The 17,739-nt window shown below is 68.3% G+C and carries 16 protein-coding genes, 1 tRNA gene and 1 other RNA gene; 9 read left to right on the top strand and 9 right to left on the bottom strand.

Features of this window, described 5'->3' with window-relative positions; translation table 11 throughout:
• Positions 1–55 precede the first annotated feature (55 nt).
• On the bottom strand, positions 56–736 hold the full coding sequence (locus tag AC1DBE_RS13935) for a LytR C-terminal domain-containing protein (protein ID WP_476880392.1): 681 nt from the start codon (positions 734–736) through the stop codon (positions 56–58).
• On the bottom strand, positions 729–1,028 hold the full coding sequence (locus tag AC1DBE_RS13940; RefSeq protein WP_232084840.1) for a type II toxin-antitoxin system VapB family antitoxin: 300 nt from the start codon (positions 1,026–1,028) through the stop codon (positions 729–731). The genes AC1DBE_RS13935 and AC1DBE_RS13940 overlap by 8 nt, the downstream gene beginning before the upstream one ends.
• Before the next feature lie 146 nt (positions 1,029–1,174).
• Here AC1DBE_RS13940 and AC1DBE_RS13945 point away from each other — a divergent pair, with 146 nt between their 5' ends.
• Together AC1DBE_RS13945 and AC1DBE_RS13950 are read left to right on the top strand one after the other, a co-directional pair.
• Positions 1,175–2,086, top strand: coding sequence for a Cof-type HAD-IIB family hydrolase (locus tag AC1DBE_RS13945; RefSeq protein ID WP_476880391.1), 912 nt, complete (start codon positions 1,175–1,177; stop codon positions 2,084–2,086).
• A gap of 37 nt (positions 2,087–2,123) precedes the next feature.
• Positions 2,124–3,776, top strand: coding sequence for a stealth family protein (locus tag AC1DBE_RS13950; protein WP_476903556.1), 1,653 nt, complete (start codon positions 2,124–2,126; stop codon positions 3,774–3,776).
• 19 nt (positions 3,777–3,795) lie between these two features.
• Here the strand turns inward: AC1DBE_RS13950 and AC1DBE_RS13955 are convergent, their stop codons facing one another.
• The 4 genes from AC1DBE_RS13955 to AC1DBE_RS13970 all read right to left on the bottom strand — a co-directional run bounded on the left by AC1DBE_RS13955 (position 3,796) and on the right by AC1DBE_RS13970 (position 8,274).
• The gene (locus AC1DBE_RS13955) at positions 3,796–4,740 is read right to left on the bottom strand and encodes a phosphodiesterase (protein WP_476879082.1); all 945 of its coding nucleotides are present in this window, start codon (positions 4,738–4,740) and stop codon (positions 3,796–3,798) included.
• A 201-nt stretch (positions 4,741–4,941) separates the two neighbouring features.
• A complete protein-coding gene (fdhA, locus tag AC1DBE_RS13960; protein ID WP_476879081.1) occupies positions 4,942–6,153 on the bottom strand; it encodes a formaldehyde dehydrogenase, glutathione-independent in 1,212 nt (403 codons plus the stop codon).
• Between the two features lie 258 nt (positions 6,154–6,411).
• Entirely contained in the window at positions 6,412–6,897 is a 486-nt protein-coding gene (locus tag AC1DBE_RS13965) for a glutathione peroxidase (protein ID WP_476879080.1), read from the bottom strand.
• 114 nt (positions 6,898–7,011) lie between these two features.
• Positions 7,012–8,274 carry a M23 family metallopeptidase gene (locus tag AC1DBE_RS13970; RefSeq protein WP_476970899.1) on the bottom strand — a complete coding sequence of 421 codons (1,263 nt, stop codon included), beginning with the start codon at positions 8,272–8,274 and terminating at the stop codon, positions 7,012–7,014.
• Positions 8,275–8,543: 269 nt separating this feature from the next.
• On the opposite strand from AC1DBE_RS13970, the gene AC1DBE_RS13975 reads away from it, so the two are divergent.
• Positions 8,544–9,455: an oxygenase MpaB family protein gene (locus AC1DBE_RS13975; protein ID WP_476970900.1), complete on the top strand. Its 912-nt coding sequence runs from the start codon at positions 8,544–8,546 to the stop codon at positions 9,453–9,455.
• A 66-nt stretch (positions 9,456–9,521) separates the two neighbouring features.
• Here the strand turns inward: AC1DBE_RS13975 and AC1DBE_RS13980 are convergent.
• Positions 9,522–9,606: transfer RNA gene (locus AC1DBE_RS13980), tRNA-Ser, on the bottom strand.
• 495 nt (positions 9,607–10,101) lie between these two features.
• Between AC1DBE_RS13980 and ffs the strand changes: the two genes are divergently transcribed.
• From ffs to AC1DBE_RS14005, 5 genes are all read left to right on the top strand, one after another.
• Positions 10,102–10,198: signal recognition particle sRNA small type (gene ffs, locus AC1DBE_RS13985), an RNA gene on the top strand.
• A 27-nt stretch (positions 10,199–10,225) separates the two neighbouring features.
• Positions 10,226–13,345: a DNA polymerase III subunit gamma and tau gene (locus AC1DBE_RS13990; RefSeq protein ID WP_476879077.1), complete on the top strand. Its 3,120-nt coding sequence runs from the start codon at positions 10,226–10,228 to the stop codon at positions 13,343–13,345.
• A gap of 51 nt (positions 13,346–13,396) precedes the next feature.
• Entirely contained in the window at positions 13,397–13,996 is a 600-nt protein-coding gene (gene recR, locus AC1DBE_RS13995; protein WP_309975336.1) for a recombination mediator RecR, read from the top strand.
• 7 nt (positions 13,997–14,003) lie between these two features.
• Positions 14,004–14,582 (top strand): GNAT family N-acetyltransferase, encoded by a 579-nt coding sequence (locus AC1DBE_RS14000; RefSeq protein WP_476879076.1) that lies wholly within the window; start codon positions 14,004–14,006, stop codon positions 14,580–14,582.
• A gap of 471 nt (positions 14,583–15,053) precedes the next feature.
• Positions 15,054–16,412: an aspartate kinase gene (locus AC1DBE_RS14005; RefSeq protein WP_476970901.1), complete on the top strand. Its 1,359-nt coding sequence runs from the start codon at positions 15,054–15,056 to the stop codon at positions 16,410–16,412.
• Between the two features lie 94 nt (positions 16,413–16,506).
• On the opposite strand, the gene AC1DBE_RS14010 is transcribed toward AC1DBE_RS14005, so the two are convergent.
• Both AC1DBE_RS14010 and AC1DBE_RS14015 read right to left on the bottom strand, forming a co-directional pair.
• The gene (locus tag AC1DBE_RS14010) at positions 16,507–16,722 is read right to left on the bottom strand and encodes a hypothetical protein (RefSeq protein ID WP_476903569.1); all 216 of its coding nucleotides are present in this window, start codon (positions 16,720–16,722) and stop codon (positions 16,507–16,509) included.
• A gap of 218 nt (positions 16,723–16,940) precedes the next feature.
• Positions 16,941–17,165: a hypothetical protein gene (locus tag AC1DBE_RS14015; protein ID WP_476970902.1), complete on the bottom strand. Its 225-nt coding sequence runs from the start codon at positions 17,163–17,165 to the stop codon at positions 16,941–16,943.
• Between the two features lie 80 nt (positions 17,166–17,245).
• On the opposite strand from AC1DBE_RS14015, the gene AC1DBE_RS14020 reads away from it, so the two are divergent.
• Complete coding sequence (locus tag AC1DBE_RS14020) at positions 17,246–17,734, top strand: MarR family winged helix-turn-helix transcriptional regulator (RefSeq protein WP_476970903.1); 489 nt, start codon at positions 17,246–17,248, stop codon at positions 17,732–17,734.
• The last annotated feature ends 5 nt before the right edge of the window (positions 17,735–17,739 follow it).

Here is a 17,739-nt window from a genome sequence, read left to right on the forward strand (position 1 = left end):
CGGTGGCTCAGCGGCATTCCAGCCCGGGGGGGCAGCCGATCAGGGCTTGGGCTGGTCAGGGTTTGGGGCTGGCCGGGACAATCGAGGGCACCACGGGCAGGGACGGGTCCTCGACCACGCGGCGGGTTTCGCGCGGGCAGCTGAGCTTGCCCGGCGTCTGGTCCACGAGCGAGGGCTTGGCCAGGTCCTTGAAGTCCCCGGTCAGGATCACGTCCACGCTCGGGTCGCTCCGGCCGTCCTGGACGTAGTCGGAGCCGGGGAGGTTGCGCTGGACGCTGAACGCCGCGGACTGGCCGGCCGCCCCGGAAACCACCAGCGCCACGCCGCGGTAGCCGGACTCGGTGTTGCCCACCGCACCCACCACAAACTTGCGGGCCGCGAACTGGTCCGCCACCGTGCGGGCCAGTCCCGGCCGGCTCGTGGAGTTGTAGACGTTCAGTTTGATCTTCCCGGGCGGCGTGTAGTTGTACGTCGCATCGGGGCACAGGGACGCGGCAGCCTGGCTGCGCTCCGCCGTAGGGATCTTGATCTGGCCGCTCATGATGGCCAACGCCACCACAATGGCGCCAGCCACCAGGCCGAGCAGGAGCACCAGCACCACGCCGTGCAGGATTCGCCGCCGCATCCGCACCGGGTTCTCCAGCTCGTCGCGCTCCGCAAACGTGGCGCGGAGGTCGGAACCGGTGATGACGTGGTGCCCGTGCAGGACCGAGGGGTCCTGCGGCTTCCTAGCCACTGATGACCAGAACGCGGGCGTGGATCGCGGTGCGCTGGTGCAGGGCCGTGCGGACAGCCCGGTGCAGACCGTCCTCCAGGTACAGCACGCCGCGGAACTCCACAACGTGCGGGAACAGGTCACCGAAGAAGGTGGAGTCCTCGGCCAGCAAGGCCTCGAGGTCAAGGGTACGTTTGGTGGTCACCAGTTCGTCCAGCCGGACCGGGCGCGGCGGCAGGGCGGCCCAGTCCTTGGGCGTGTTGAAACCATGGTCGGGGTACGGGCGTCCCTCGCCCACAGCTTTGAAGATCACCATGCAAGCCTAGGGAAGATCCTGGGCCAGGGGAATCACTGCGGCCACGGCGCCCGAGGTTGTGGCCAAACAGTGATCATCTGTCACGGGCGTCACGAAGCGGCCGCCCTGGGGTGAAGTCCTGCCCCGGCTGAGACAATGAGGGCATGACAGCACCCTCGACTTCCGCCCTGCCGCCGTCGGCCCCGCCGCTGGCCCTGCTGCTTGACGTGGACGGACCGGTGGCGAGCCCGGTGACCCGCACCGTCCAGCCGGGCATCATCGCGGACCTCGTGGCCCTCGCGGCCGCCGGCATTCCGGTCATCTTCAATACCGGCCGGTCGGACGCCTTCATCCGCGAGCAGGTCATGGAGCCGATGATCGCCGCCGGGATGCCGGCCGGCGTCGTTATCCACGCCATCTGCGAAAAGGGCGCCGTCTGGTTCAGCTACACGGCTGCCGGCCCCGGCCCGGTCCACGTGGACCGGGACCTCGCCATTCCGGAGGCGTTCGGGAACGACGTGCGGCGACTGGTGGCCGAGGACTACTCCACCCACATGTTCTTTGACGAGACCAAACGCGCCATGGTTTCCGTGGAGCAGCACATCGCCGTCGCCAATGACGACTACCGCGCGGAACAGGAACTGTTCGACGCCGAGGCCATGGAGCTGATGGGCCGGCACGGTTTGGGGGTGGTCCGGCTGGACCACCATGCGCCAAACAGCGATGACCGGATCGACTACCGCGTCGATCCCACCATCATCTCCACCGACATCGAATCGGTCCGGCTGGGCAAGGACCTCGGCGCCAGCCGGGCGGTGGAACTGCTCGCCGCCGCGGGCATCACCCCGGCCGCCTGGCGGACGGTGGGCGATTCCCGCACCGACTACGCGATGGCGGACTGGCTGCACCACAACGACCACCCTGTGAAGCATGTGGACGTCCGGCCCGCCGACGGCGTCCCGGTGAAGCCGTACGAGGTCCTGACAGCCGCCGACCTCGGGCTTGGGGCCGGGGTCATCCACGACGACGCCGGTGCGGCCTTCCTGCGTCACTGGCGGGATGCCGCGGCCGGCTGAGGTCCTCCCCCCGGGCCGTTTTGCGGCCCGCGATATCATGCAAGTAGGGATTCATCCACTTTTAACGGCACTCAAAACAGCTCGGAGACACGACATTACAGACGCATTGATCCAGGACGAGATTTACTACGGCAGCCAGGCGAGCGAGGACAACCACGCCCACGCCGAGGTCACGTCACCGGCCGCCGTCGCCAGGTTCCGCTCGCGCCCCGACGTGGTCCGCCGGCGCGGCCGGTACGCGCTGATCAATGAAAACCGCACCCCCTACCAGGCCATGGTGGAGGACCTGCTGTTCGTCCGGTCCGTGCTGGCCGGAGCGAACCTGGACTACCTGCTGGTCCGCGGCAACAACGACCGTCCGGTGATCGCGGTGGACTGGAAGAACCGCCGGGAACTGCGCGCCGCCCTGGTTGAGGCCTGCCGGGACGAGCCCTTCTACTCCATGACCGTGGACGCCAAGAAGAAGTCCTCCGTCCTCGTGGCCGACGGGGAACTTTCCCCCAACCGCCAGGCCCGGATTTTCCGGCTCTACCGGCCGCACGTGGAACCCGAAGGCGGGCTCGAGTTCGGCGCGTCGGCCGGCGTCCAGCTCGAACTCTGGAGCTTCGAGGGCGACCAGCTGATCCTGCCGATCGAAAACTCCCTGACCCGGCGGACCCTGCTGGCCCAGGACGCCGTCCGCGGCACTGTCGAGCGCTACGGGCACACCTGGCCCACCATCGAGAACATGTTCGCCGACCACGCCAGCGACATCAGCTTCGACGTCGACATTGTCTTTTCCTGGGTTGACGGCAGCTCCCCGGAGTACATCGCGGCCCGCCGGGCACGGATGGCCGGCGTTGTGGTGGGCGAGGGGGACGACCACGAGGCCCGCTTCCGCCAGATCGACGAGCTCAAATACGCCCTGCGCTCGGTTTACATGTTCGCGCCGTGGATCCGCCGGATCTTCATCGCCACGGACTCCCCCGCCCCGTCCTGGCTCGCGGACCATCCCAGCGTGACCATTGTGCGCAGTGAGGAGTTCTTCGCCGACCCGTCCGTGCTGCCGACGCACAATTCGCAGGCCGTCGAGAGCCAGCTGCACCACATCGAGGGACTGTCGGAGCACTACCTGTATTCCAATGACGACATGTTCTTTGGCCGGGCCGTCCGGCCGGACATGTTCTTCACCCCCGGCGGGATCACCAAGTTCATTGAGGCGGAGACGCGCATCGGCCTGGGCGACAACGACGCCGAGCGCAGCGGCTTCGAGAACGCGGCGCGGGTGAACCGGAAACTGCTGTGGGACCGGTTCGGCCGGATCACCACCCGGCACCTGGAACACACCGCCGCACCGCTCCGGCGCAGTGTGACCGCGAAAATGGAACAGGAATTTCCGGCGGAGTTCGCGAAAACGGCCGCCAGCCGGTTCCGGGCCGCGGACAACATCTCGGTGACCAACTCGTTCTACCATTACTACGCGCTGCTCACGGGCCGGGCCGTCACCCAGACGGCGGCCAAGGTGCGGTATGTGGACACCACGGCGCGGGCGGGCCTGAACTACCTGCCCAAACTGCTGTCCAAGCGGAACATGGACTTCTTCTGCCTCAACGACGGCAGTTTCCCCGAGGTGCAGGCCGAGGAACGCGCCGAGCTGGTCACGGATTTCCTGGAGAAGTACTTCCCGATCAAGGCGCCCTGGGAGCTCTGACCCCGGCGCCGGGCGCGGGCTAGCTGCGGGAGCCAACCCCGCGGCTGCCGGCGGACCTTGAAAGTTCTTCCAGCCGCGCCTGGCCCGGAATGCGGATCCCGGCGGCCGCAATCCGCCGCCGGGCCTCCTCGCCGGTGACGAACTCGCCCACCGGAGGCACGGTGTCGCCCAACTGGACCACGGAATGAACGATTGTGTGCTCGTAGACGTGGACCAGGTTGAACGACTGCCCGCTGTCACGGCCCCTCGTTCCACCCATGGGGACGTTCAGGTCCTGGGTGTAGCAGGTGGCCGACGCGACCGAAACCGGGATGCCGGCGAACGTCGCCGTCGTCGAATAATGCAAGTGGCCGCCGAGGACGGCGCGGACATCGGAGTTCCGCAGGACACCCGCGAGCGCGGCCTGGCCGCGCAGTTCAACCAGCACCGCCAGGTCCAGCACCGAGGGGACCGGCGGGTGGTGCAGCGCCAGGATGGTGCCGTCCGGCGCCGGCGTCGACAGTTCTTCGGCAAGCCATTCCAGCTGCGCGGCGCTCAGCTCGCCGTGGTGGAAGCCCGGTACCGAGGTGTCCAGGGTGATGATCCGCAGCCCGTTGATGAAATCAACGCGGTCCACCGGGGCGTCGTCGGCCGGCTGGTCCAGCAGCCCGGTCCGGAAGTTGGCCCGGTTGTCATGGTTCCCCATCGCCCAGATGATTTTCGCGCCCATGGCCTCGCACGCGGGCTCCACGATGCTGCGGATTTTCGCGTAGGCCTCCGCCTCGCCGCGGTCGGCCAGGTCGCCGGTGAAGACCACAGCCTCGGGGCGCGCGCCGGAGGCACGGACTTCGTCAAACAGTTCCCGCAGCCGGGCGTCGCTATCGACGACGCCGTGCAGCGGGTCCGTGCCGCCCAGCAGATGGGCGTCACTGAAGTGGAGTAGGAAATGACGCGGCCGGGGGTGTTCGGCCTCGATGAGTTCCATCGCTACCTTCTTGGTTGGGTGGAAGCGGTTGCCTCCAGCGTCCCTCTCACATCTATCCAACCAGAGATTCGGTCCGCGATGCGCAAACCCCAGTAGGCATGTTTCCGGCTGGCCGATATTCGGGTACTCCGGCGGACGCATACCTGCCCCGGCATGTGCCGGGTGCGCCCGCCGGAGGTAATTACCCGGCGTTCCCGGCCGTCAGTTCAGGTAGCCGTTCGGGTTGAGCACGTACTTCGTGGCGGCTCCGGCGTCGAACTCGGCGTAGCCCTTCGGGGCGTCCTCCAGGGAGATCGCCTTGGCGTTGACGTTCTTCGCGATGTGGACCTTATCGTGCAGGATCGCCATCATCAGGCCGCGGTTGTACTTCATCACCGGGCACTGTCCGGTGGTGAAGCTCAGCGACTTCGCCCAGCCGGTGCCCAGGCTCAGCGACAGGGCACCCTTCTTGGCGGCCTCGTCCACTCCGCCCGGATCGCCCGTGACGTAGAGCCCCGGAATGCCGAGCGCGCCGCCGGCCGCCGTGAGCTCCATCAGGGAGTTCAGGACCGTCGCCGGCGCCTCCTTGGCATCGTGGCCGTGCCCCTTGGCCTCGAAGCCCACGGCGTCGACGGCGCAGTCAACCTCGGGTACCCCCAGGATCTGCTCGATCTGTTCGGCCGGGCCGCCCTTGGAGAGGTCAACGGTCTCGCAGCCGAAGCTGCGGGCCTGCTTGAGCCGGTCCTCATTCATGTCGCCGACAATGACGACGGCGGCACCCAGCAGCTGGGCGCTGGTGGCCGCCGCGAGCCCGACGGGTCCGGCGCCGGCAACGTACACCGTGGAACCCACACCGACGCCGGCCGTGACGGCACCGTGGAAGCCCGTCGGGAAGATGTCCGAGAGCATGGTCAGGTCCATGATCTTCTCCAGGGCCTGGTCCTTGTCCGGGAACTTCAGCAGGTTCCAGTCCGCGTACGGGACCAGGACGTAGTTGGCCTGGCCGCCCACCCAGCCGCCCATGTCCACATACCCGTAGGCGCTGCCCGGGCGGTCGGGGTTGACGTTCAGGCAGATGCCGGTCTTCCGCTCCTTGCAGTTCCGGCACCGTCCACAGGCGATGTTGAAGGGCACCGAGCAGATGTCCCCCACCTTGATGAATTCGACGTCCGGGCCGACTTCCACCACTTCACCGGTGATTTCGTGGCCGAGGACCAGGTCCGCGGGGGCCGTGGTGCGCCCGCGGACCATGTGCTGGTCCGAGCCGCAGATGTTCGTGGCAACGGTTTTGAGGATTACGCCGTGGCGTACGGAGCGGCCCACGTTGGCGGGGTTAACCCCCGGGCCGTCCTTGAGCTCGAAAGTCGGGTAGTCAATGTCGATCAGCTCGACTTTTCCTGGACCCTTGTAGGCAACGGCTTTGTTTCCTGTCATCACTTTCCTCCTGGTTTCACGGACCCCAATGTTGAGTGCCCAGTTGTGATTCACGAAGCTTCCTGATGCACCCTCCGCAGGCCGTGGCCGGCTGCTCTGCCGGCGGGCAGGGGTGTTTACACCGCAGGTATGCCCGGAACGTCGGAGGGTTTGGCCAGTCTAGGACGTGGGCCTGCGCAGGGGTAGGGCCCCTTGTGCCCTTGCGCGCCCCGGAGCGTCCCCGCCGTCGCGCCCTCGCCGTCGCGCCCTCGCGCCGGCTCAGTCGAGCGCCCGGCGCACGGCCTCAATGATCTCCGGAGCATCCGGCTCTACGGTCGGCGCGAAACGGGCCACGACTTCGCCGTCGCGGTTCACCAGGAACTTCTCGAAGTTCCATTTCACGAGCCCGGGCAGCAGGCCCTTCTTGAATTTGGTCAGCTGCTCGTAAAGCGGGTGCTGGTTCTTGCCGCGAACGTCGGCCTTGGTGGTCAGCGGAAACGTCACGCCGAAGTTGCGTTCGCAGAACTCGGCAATTTCCGCGTCACCGGCTGGCTCCTGTCCGGCGAACTGGTTGCAGGGGATGCCGAGGACGGTGAAGCCTTCCGCCTCGAACTTGTTATGGAGGGCCTGCAGGCCGGTGTACTGGGGCGTGAACCCGCACTGGGAGGCAACGTTCACCACCAGCACCACCTGGCCCCGGAAGCGGTCGAAGTCGGTTTCCGTGCCGTCGTTAAGGGTCAGCGGGATGGAGTGCAGGGTGGTCATGGTGTGGTGTCCTCGCGGGGTTGGGGGCAGAAACAAGTCACAACTGTGCTTCGACACCACGCTACGCCGGTATGGGTCCGTGACGGGGTGGGGTGGGGTGGGTGCGGGCTTGGGCTACGGCGCCGGCGTCGCGGGGGCGGACGTGGCGGGGGCCAACCCGGCCGGCGGCTCCGTGGACGGCGTCTGCTGCAGGAGCGTCCCGGGGGCGGGCGTCGGAACCGGCGCCACCGGGGTGGCCGGGGTAGTCGCCGCCGGTGTCGGGGAAGGCGTGACGGAAGGCAGCGTGGGTGTCACCACCGGGAGGGTCGGCGACGGCGTCGGCGTGGGCGTCACGACCGGCGGGGTGGGGGCGGCTGTCGGCGTCGGCGTCGGCGTCACCGCGGGGGCCGAGGGCGTGGCCGGCGCGCTCGGGGTGGCGGCCGGCGTCGTCGCGGCCGGGGACGGCGTAGCGGTAGGTGAGGGCTTCGCCGTCGTCGTGGTCTCAACTGCGGGAACGTGTTTCTCCTGGACTCCGCCGGTGACTTCCCGGGGATGCTCAGCGGCCACCGGGATGGCCCAGTCAGTGCTCGAACTTCCGGCAGCCGGCTTGCCGGCGTCCGGGGCGTAACTGGTCATCTGGATGTCATCGAGCGGATCAACCTGCCGGGTGGGAAGGAATTTCCAGTCCAGCGGGTTGACGTGCGCGCCGTTGAGGATGGTCTCGAAATGGAGGTGGCACCCGGTGGATGACCCCGTGGTCCCCACCTTGGCGATGACCTCATCCACGCCCACGGACTCGCCCTTCTTTACGGCGATCCCCTGAAGGTGGTTGTAGGTGGTGATCAGGCCGTTGCCGTGGTCGATTTCCACCCGGTTCCCGCCGCCCCAGGGATGCCATCCCACGGCCCGCACCACACCGGCGTCGGCCGAATACACCCGGGTTCCGCACGCGGCCGCGAAATCCTGGCCCCAGTGGAATTCCCCGGCCGTTCCGGTGAGCGGACTGATGCGCAGGCCAAAGGGCGAGGATTCGGTCAAGGATTCGAGGGGGGCCATCAGGAAACCTTTGGGCGGCCGCTCCAAGCCCGCCGACGCGACGCGAAGTTCCACCTTGCCGTCCTTGGACCGGGTCTGGACCGTGGTCCGGTCGAAGGACACCAGGGCATGCCGGTCGGCGGTCAGGGCGGCGGTGCCCCGTCCGGCGCCGCCCGGGTCCCCCGTCACGGGAGCGACGGGGTCAAGGAGACCGGGGCCCACGGTGCCAGAGGCGGCGTCGGATATAGCCTCGGCCGATGAGGAGGCGGGCGCCGGCATCGAAGAGTTATTGGGAGCCGGGGACCCAACGAGGAGCAGGACAAAGGCGACGCCGGCGGCTCCCGCAAGAGTGCGGGCAGCCACCCCCGAAGCCCTGGCCTGTCCACGCGTTTGGTTTCCCCAGTGTTTTCCCACGTTGTGACTCCTGCGAAGTTTTTCCGCCGGACCCCGATCTCGGCGGACTCACTCCCCTATGTGACCACAATCGATCCGGTCTGTGAACCTCCGCACGACCCCGGTTTTTCGGGCTTCCGGGACCAATCCGCACCACCGCGCGGAAGAGGGGTGGCGCCCCAGTAGTGCCCGCCAAGGAAACACGTACCCGCCCGCGCCGGCCGGGTAAGAATAGGAGTATGCGCAATGTCCTCAGGGAATGGCAGGCCGAACTCAAGCAGACGTTCACCGGGACGCGGGACGCCGTGCCCGATTGGGTGGGACGGCTCGAGGAGGGCGGCGACCCCGGCTTCCACCGCCCCGGTTCCGCTGTCTGGGCCGTGCACGGGGACATGCCGACCATTGTGGCCGGCATCCGCGCGCTGCTGATGCAGGCGCTGCACCCGGGCGCACTGGCCGGGGTGCACGACCACTCCCGCTTCCGCGAAGACCCCCTTGGCCGGCTGGCCGGGACCATCCGCTGGATCTTTACGGTCACCTACGGGTCGACGGAGGCCGCCCGTGCCGCCTCGGGCTGGGTGCTGCGGCTGCACGAATCTGTGCGCGGAACCTACACTGACGGCCACGGCGTGGAGCGGCCCTACGCGGCCAACGACCCCGAGCTCCTCCGCTGGGTCCACATCGCGTTCACCGACGCGTTCCTGTCCGCGCATAAGCTGTGGGGCCGGCCCATTCCCGGCGGCCCGGACGCGTACGTCCGCGAGTGGGCCCAGGCCGGAACGCTCATGGGGGTCGAATCGCCGCCGCTGGATGAGGCCGGGATGCGCCGGCAGCTGGACCGCTGGTACGACGACGGCGATCTCACCTCGGGGGCGAAAGTCGCCGAGACGGTCGCGTTCATCCGCGATCCCCCGCTGCACCCCGTCCTTCGGCCCGGCTACCGGGTGCTGTTCGCGGCCGCGGTGGCCAGCCTCGAGCCCAAGTACCGGGACATGCTGGGGCTGCGGACCGCGAGGCTGGGGCCTTTCCCGCTGCCGGTGAAGTTGGCAACGCGAGCCACGCTCAGGATCGTCCATCTCGCCCTGGGCCGGATGGGGCCGAGCGAACAGGCAGCACGGACGCGGCTGCGCCGGCTGGGGTACGCGGAGTAGTTGGGGCGGAGTGCCGACCGATCCAGGATGCAAAAAGGCCCCGGTTCAATGAACCGGGGCCAACCGCGGAGAATGGGGGATTTGAACCCCCGAGGGCGTTAACCCAACACGCGTTCCAGGCGTGCGCCATAGGCCGCTAGGCGAATTCTCCAGTTGCTTCTGAATCAAAAGCAGATACTAGACTACCTGAACTTCGCGGCTTCGCCCAATTGAGTCCGCACCCCCTCCGCAACCCACCCCCGGCCCCGCCGCGACGGACATGCCCATCGCCCGACTCCACCAATGGACATAGTCGGTATATGCCCACCCGGTGACCCTAAAAATGGGCATGTCCATCCCATAGCTCCCGGGGCACCGGACATGTTCATCATCCGACTCCACGGATGGACATATTCATCACTCGAGTCGGCGGATGGACATAGTTGGCATATGCCCACCCGCCGGCCCGAAAAATGGGCATGTTCATCCCTGGGCTCCGGAGGCAACGGGCATCTCCACCCGGCGGCCACACGACTGGGCATGTCCATCTCCGACCCCCGGTGCCACGCTTGCCCACTCCACGCCCCGAAAAATGGGCATGTCCATCGAGAAGAATCACCCCGCCCACCCCGATTCGGGGCACGCCCGATCGTCGGGTAAACTACTTGACGGCCCCTCATGTGGCGTCATCCTGTTGAACTCCCCCAGGACCGGAAGGTAGCAAGGGTAAATGGGCTCTGGCGGGTGCATGGGGGGTCTTTTATGTCTGAGCCGATTGGTAGGGTTTAGCTGTGACTGTTACTACCGCCCTTTACCGCAGATACCGGCCCGATTCGTTCGCGGACGTTATCGGGCAGGAACACGTCACCGAGCCGCTGATGACGGCGCTGCGGAAGAACCGCGTCAACCACGCCTACCTCTTTTCCGGCCCCCGAGGCTGCGGCAAAACCACCTCCGCCCGCATCCTGGCCCGCTGCCTGAACTGCGCGGAAGGCCCCACTGACACCCCCTGCGGCGTCTGCCCCAGCTGCATTGAGCTCGCCCGTGGCGGCGCCGGTTCGCTCGACGTCATTGAGATTGACGCCGCGAGCCACGGCGGTGTCGATGACGCTCGCGATCTTCGCGAACGGGCCACCTACGCCCCGGTCCGCGACCGCTACAAAATCTTCATCATCGACGAGGCCCACATGGTCACCTCGGCCGGCTTCAACGCGCTCCTGAAAATCGTTGAAGAGCCGCCGGAACACATCAAGTTCATCTTCGCCACCACGGAGCCGGACAAGGTCATCGGCACCATCCGCTCCCGCACCCACCACTACCCGTTCCGGCTGGTTCCGCCTGAGCCCCTGATGGCGTACCTGGAGCTGCTCTGCACACAGGAAAACGTCGCCGTGGCCCCGGGCGTCCTCTCGCTGGTAATCCGCGCCGGCGGCGGCTCGGTGCGCGACTCCCTGTCAGTGCTCGACCAGCTGATGGCCGGCGCCGGCCCCAACGGCCTGGACTACGAGCTCGCTGTGGCCCTGCTCGGGTACACCCACGCATCCCTGCTCGACGACGTCGTCGAGGCCGTCGCCGCCTCCGACGCCGCCACCGTCTTCCGCGCCGTCGACCGCGTTATCCAGACCGGGCACGATCCCCGCCGCTTCGTCGAGGACCTGCTGGAGCGCTTCCGCGACCTCATCATTGTCCAGGCCATGCCGGAGAGCGCCCAGTCGATCCTCCGCGGCATGCCCGCCGACCAAATCGCCCGGATGCAGAACCAAGCCCACAACCTTGGCGCTGCCGAGCTCTCCCGGGCCGCGGACGTGACCAACACGGCGCTGACGGAGATGACCGGTGCCACCTCCCCCAGGCTGCACCTTGAGCTGCTGTGCGCCCGCATCCTGCTGCCCAGCTCCGAGCAGACCGAGCGCGGCATCGCGGCCCGCATCGACCGTGTGGAGCGCCGCCTGAATTACGCCGGGAACGACGTCGGAGCTCCCGCCGCCACTCCCGCGCCGGCCGTCGGCCGCGCGCCCGCTGCCGCTCCGGCCGCTCCCGCGTCGAACCGCCCGGCTGAGACGGCGCCCGCCGCCGGCCCGGGGACGGCGGCAACACCCCCGGCCACCCCGCCTGCAGCCTCGCCGCAGGCACAGCCAGAAACTCAGCCCGACCGGCCGCCCCTCACGGCCCCCCGGGTCAGCACCAGCGACTGGCCCGTGGACGAACCTGCTGCCGCAAACGGCGCCGGCCGCCCGGCCACCGCCCCGGCGCCTGCCCAGGAGCGGGAGCCGGCGCCGGCCGTCCGTACCCAGGCACCTGAAACTGCCATACCGGCCCTGGCCGCCCCGGCAGCCCAGCCCCAACCGGATGCTCCGTCCCAACCGGCCAGTCCGTCCCAGACGGCGCGGTCGGATGCGCCGGAGCGACCGGCTGCGGGCGTCCCGGCCCCGGCCGCCGGCTCCGGATCCGGGCCCGACGTCGAGGTCCTCCGCCGCGCCTGGCCCGAAATCCTGCAGACCCTGACCAAGATCAAGCGCAGCACCTGGGCGCTCGTGGAACCCAACGCACAGGTAGGGCACTTCGAGGGCCAGGTCCTCACCCTGTCGTTCACGACGTCGGGGCTCGCCGGAGCCTTTGGCCGGGCGGACCACGCGGAGAACCTGCGCCAGGCAATCCACAAGACCATCGGGATCGACTGCCAGATCACGGCCGTGGCAGGCAGCGGCAACAGCTCAGCGAGCTCTGAGCCAAACCCAAAAGCACCCGCTAGCCGGGACACCCCGGCCACGGAAGCGACGGAAGCGGATGTCGCCTGGGGTCTGGCACCCGCCGCACCCGCCGCACCCGCTGCAGCACCCGCGTCCGGGTCGCCCTCCACTACAGGCACCAGCGCCACAGTCGCCGCAGGACCTGCGCCGGCGACCCCCGTTGAAACTAGCCGCGCCACCGCGTCCGCACCGGCGCCCGCCGCACCGGCCGAGGCAGCACCGGAGCGCGACGAAGCCCCGCAGGCCCCTGCCGAGTCCGCCACGCAGGCTCCCGCAGCTGCCGCCCAGCCTGGCCGCGAAGCCGTCCAGCCCGCCGGTCCGGCGGCGGAATCGGAAGGTTCCTACGCTTACTCGGACGACGACTGGGGTCCCCCTCGGGACGAGGACGCACCGCCCCTGGACGAGGAACCGCCCCTGGACTGGAGCCCGTCTGCCCCGGCAACCACCCGGCCTTTCCCTGCAGGGTCCGCCCCGACGCCGCCGCCTACACAGCGGCGCTCGGGCGGCAGCGCCTCCGCCTCGCCCGCGAGCGCCCCCACCGGCGGGCCGGCCTCAGCGCCGTACCAGACGCCCTCCAAGGATCCTGCGGCGGACCCGTGGGCCCACGCCGTCGAACAGTCACCGGGCGTTTGGACCGTCGGCACGGAACTGAACGTCGGACGCCACACGGGACCCGACGCCGTGGCCGTACCGGCGCAACCAGACCCCGAGCCGGAACCGCCGCGCTACGAACCCGCCGCCGCCCAGATTCCTGAGCCCGCCAGGGCTCCGGAAGGCGCGTCCGGCTACGGCCACCCGGTCGCGGAGCACGCCCCGGCACCCGAAGCCGTGCTTGTGCCGGCAGGCGGCGCCCCGGCTGTCATCGCGGCAGCGGCCTCCCCGGTGGCGGCCACGGCTCCGGCGGCCGCGCCTCCGGCGGCTGCCCGGCAGAGTCTGTACCAGCGGTTGTCCAACAGCCCGGAAGCGGAGGCCGGACGGGCCAAGGCACCGGCCAGAACCGCCGTCGACGCCCCCACCTACGTCCAGGACATTCCCAGCGCCGACGACGAAACGATCGAGGAGTCCGGCGTCTTCGGCCGCGCCGCCGTCGAGCGTATTCTGGGCGGGAAACTGCTCGAGGAGCGGTCCCTCGACGGAAGCCCACTGGCGCCGCGTTTCTAGTTTTCACGGCGGCCGAGCGGCGCGCTACTCCCCCCAACGAACGAGGACATTGTGTACGAAGGTGCAGTACAGGAGCTGATCGACGAGCTCGGCCGCCTCCCCGGCGTTGGGCCCAAATCCGCGCAGCGCCTGGCCTTCCACATCCTCGAAGCCGACCCGCAGGACATGAAACGCCTGGTCGAGGCCATCACCACGGTCAAGGAACGGGTCAAGTTCTGCACTGTGTGCGGCAACGTCACCGAGCAGGAACTGTGCAACATCTGCCGGGATCCGCGCCGGGACCCGTCAGTGATCTGCGTCGTGGAGGAATCCAAGGACGTGCTGGCCGTGGAGCGCACCCGGTCCTTCCGCGGCCGCTATCACGTGCTCGGCGGGGCCATCAATCCGATTGCGGGCGTCGGGCCGGAGCAGCTTCGGATCCGTGAACTGCTCACCCGGCTTAACGACGGCGCCATCCAGGAAATCATCATTGCGACCGACCCCAACCTCGAGGGCGAAGCCACTGCCACGTACCTCGCCCGGATGCTCAAGTCGATCGGCATCGCGGTCACGCGGCTCGCCTCGGGGCTCCCTGTGGGTGGAGACCTCGAATACGCTGACGAAGTCACGCTGGGCCGCGCCTTCGAAGGCCGCCGCAACGCGCTGAGCTGACCGTCCAGTGACCACCGCCGACGGCATTCCGGCCCCTCTTCACACGGAACGGCTGGTGCTGCGGCCCCTCGCTGCGGCCGACGACGGCGCCGTCCTGACCTTCCGCGGCGACCCGGAGGCCGTGCGGTACCTCTCCCACGCGGCCCTCACCCCGGCGGAGAACACGGCCCGGGTGCGCAAGATAGTCGCGGCAACTGACGCGTCCACCACCGAATGGTTCAACGTCGGCTGGGTTATCCAACTCCGGGCGACCGGCGACATCATTGGCGACGGCCGGACGTGGAACTCCGAGACCCCTCCCCTGCCCGGCCGGATTCCGTCCCACACGGCGAGCCTGGGCTACATCCTGCATCGGGATCACCACGGGCAGGGACTGGGCCGGGAAGCCGCGGCCGCACTGGTGCAGTGGCTGTTCGCCTCCCGCGGCAGCCGGACCGTGTTCGCCGGGGTGTACGAACCCAACCAGCCCTCGCGGCGGCTGCTGGAAAGCCTCGGTTTCCTGCCCGACCGCCATTTCACCGCGGCCGAGGATACTGCCGGAAAGAGCCTCCCCTCCTGGCGCTACCGGCTCGACCGCCCCGACTGACCTGTTGCCCCGGGTCGCCCGACCGCCGGCCGGCGCTTGGACTAGCGCTCGCTGCTGACTCCCCGCGGGGACAGGCGCGGCCCCGCCGGGACGCGGTTGGACATGCCCATCAGCACGGATCAGGAATGGACATAATGGCGATATGTCCACTCCTGACGCTCAAGGATGGGCATGTCCGTCGGTCCGCTGAGCATGTCCACCCCTGACGCTGAACGACGAGCATGCCCGTCGGTCCGATGCGCATATCCACTCCTCACGCTGAACGATGGGCATGTCCGTCGGTCCGATGCACATGCCCACTCCCGCCACCCAACGATGGGCATGTCCGTCGGGGGCGGGTGCGGTTTCGGTCACAATTCCACGCCCGGACGCGAGCGGCGATAAACTTGGGCTGAGAAGTTGCCGTCGCGCCGTTTGGCCGCGCGGAGTGGTGCTTCGCCCAGACCCCGATGATCCAGTGAGGGTGCGCGCATGAGTTTGCCCACTACCGAAGTCCACCCCGGACCGCAGCCGCAGGAGCTGCCCGCGGTTCCTGCCGTCACCAAGCATCTCGTTGTGAAGAAGTTCGGCGGCTCCTCGGTCGCGGACGCGGAAGGCATCAAGCGGGTCGCCCGCCGGGTGGTGGACGCCCACAACGCCGGTGACGAGGTCGTCGTCGTGGTTTCCGCGATGGGCGACACCACCGACGAACTGCTCGACCTGGCCGSCCAGGTGACMGACTCSGCSCCSGCCCGSGAAATGGACATGCTCCTCTCGGCCGGGGAGCGCATTTCCATGGCCCTGCTCGCGATGGCGATCAACAAGTACGGCGCCTCCGCCCAGTCGTTCACCGGTTCCCAGGCCGGCATGATCACCGACGGCATTCACGGCAAGGCCCGGATCATCGACGTCGACCCGCACCGGATCCGCACGGCCCTGGACAAGGGGCACATCGCCATTGTGGCCGGATTCCAGGGCATGAGCCGCACCACGAACGAGATCACCACCCTGGGCCGGGGCGGTTCGGACACGACGGCGGTGGCCCTCGCGGCGGCCCTCAGCGCCGATGTGTGTGAGATCTTCACCGATGTGGACGGGATCTACACCGCCGATCCTCGGGTGGTTCCGACGGCCCGGAAAGTGGACAGCATCTCCAGCGAGGAAATGCTGGAACTGGCGGCGTCCGGCGCCAAGATCCTGCACCTGCGCTGCGTGGAATACGCGCGCCGCTTCGGTGTACCGCTGCACGTCCGCTCCTCATTCAGCCAGCACGAAGGCACCTGGGTCCTGCCCAGCGCCGATGACAAGATCACGATTCAAGAGGGAGTTGCCTTGGAGCAGCCAATCATCTCCGGTGTTGCGCACGACCGTTCCGAAGCCAAGGTCACGGTGGTGGGTGTTCCGGATATCCCCGGCAAGGCTGCGGCGATCTTCCAGGTCATCGCAGACGCGCACTCCAACATCGACATGATCGTCCAGAACGTCTCCACCCACGGCACCGGCCGGACGGACATCTCCTTCACGCTGCCGATCGTCGAGGGCGCCGATGCCCTCGCCGCGCTCCGCGCCGCGCAGGCCGAGATCGGCTTCGAGAACATCGAATACAACGAGAAGATCGGCAAGCTGTCCCTCATCGGCGCCGGCATGCGTTCCCACCCCGGCGTCTCGGCACGGTTCTTCGCGGCACTGTCCGAAGCCGGGATCAATATCAACATGATTTCGACGTCGGAGATCCGGATCTCGGTGGTGACCCACGCCGACCTGCTGGACGACGCCGTGCGCGCCATCCACAAGGCCTTCGACCTGGACAGCGACGACGAGGCCACCGTTTACGGCGGCACCGGCCGCTAGCACTCGCAGCCGGCCGGGCCGTAAAGCATCGGAGCCAATACAAGAAGGGAGCGGCGAACGCCGTTCCCTTCTTGTATCTTCGCCCCGCAACGGCTCAGACCTGCTCCTTGGGGAGGTCCTCCCTGCGGACGGCGTAGTGGTGCCCCTGCGTATCGGTCTCGACCTCAAAACCCGCGAGGTCCGTTTCGGAGGCGTGCTCGAAGTCGTCGTGCCGGTGCACGATCGGTGCGGTGTAGTCCCCCCGCGAGGCGGGGCCAAACAGGAACCGCGCCCAGGACGAAGGGTGCAGGTGCCGGCTCAGTGCAGCCATCCTCAGTGCACGTGCCATATTTCCCACCCCCTTTCCTGCTGTCAGGCCAATTCCTGCTGACAGGCCTTCCGGAACAAAGGTGGCGCGGGCGGCGCCAGTGCCCCTATTTTACGCCCGACGGCGGCAAATGGCAGCGTGGGTGGCGGCGGCAAACCGCGCGCAGTCGGCCGCGCAGGCCAGCTCCGGCGCGGGCTCAGGTGGCCGGCCCCGGTGCGGCCTCAGCGCAAGGACTTGTCGCCCGGGTTGCGGGGCACCACGTAGGTGCTGCCGTCGGGCCGGTGGACGGTTTCCCACTGCCGGGTTTCGGCCTCGCGCTGGGCCAGCAGCAGCCGGTTCTGCTCCGTCATTTCGTGGCCGAGCGAGGTTCGGCTGGCGGGACCGAAAATTGCCCGCAGTTTGCCCGTTGCCCGCATGAACCGCTCGGCGCGGTTTTCCTTGGCCATCGCTACCTACTTCCTCGAACCGGATGTTCCATCCAGTGTACGCTAATGATTAGTGCACTAACCATTTGAAGGAGGCCTGCATGACTGACGACACGATCACCGTCGCCACCGCCACACCCGAAGACGAAGACCTGCTGCTGGAACACCAGCTCTGCTTTGCCCTGACGGTTGCCTCCCGCAGTGTGGTGGGCGCTTATAAGCCGGTGCTCGACAAGCTGGGCCTCACCCATCCCCAGTACTTGGTAATGCTCTGCCTCTGGGAATCCAGCCCGCGCTCAGTCCGGGACATCAGTGACGCCCTCGCGCAGGAACCCGCCACGATCTCGCCGCTGCTGCGCCGGCTGGAAGCTGCGGGCTACCTCACCAGGCAGCGGGCCGAGGGCGACGAACGCAGCCTCGCCGTCCGCCTGACCCCCAGCGGCGCAGCGCTCCGGCAGCAGGCCACGGCGGTCCCCGGGACCATGATGGCCCGGCTGGGTCTGAACCGGGAGCAGGTCGGTGAACTGCACGCAGCCATGATGCGGCTCATCGAGGCCACCCGGTCTGCCGGGGCCCCGGGCGGGGGCTAAGGGTA

It is taken from the genome of Arthrobacter sp. 10T416 (assembly GCF_056394165.1).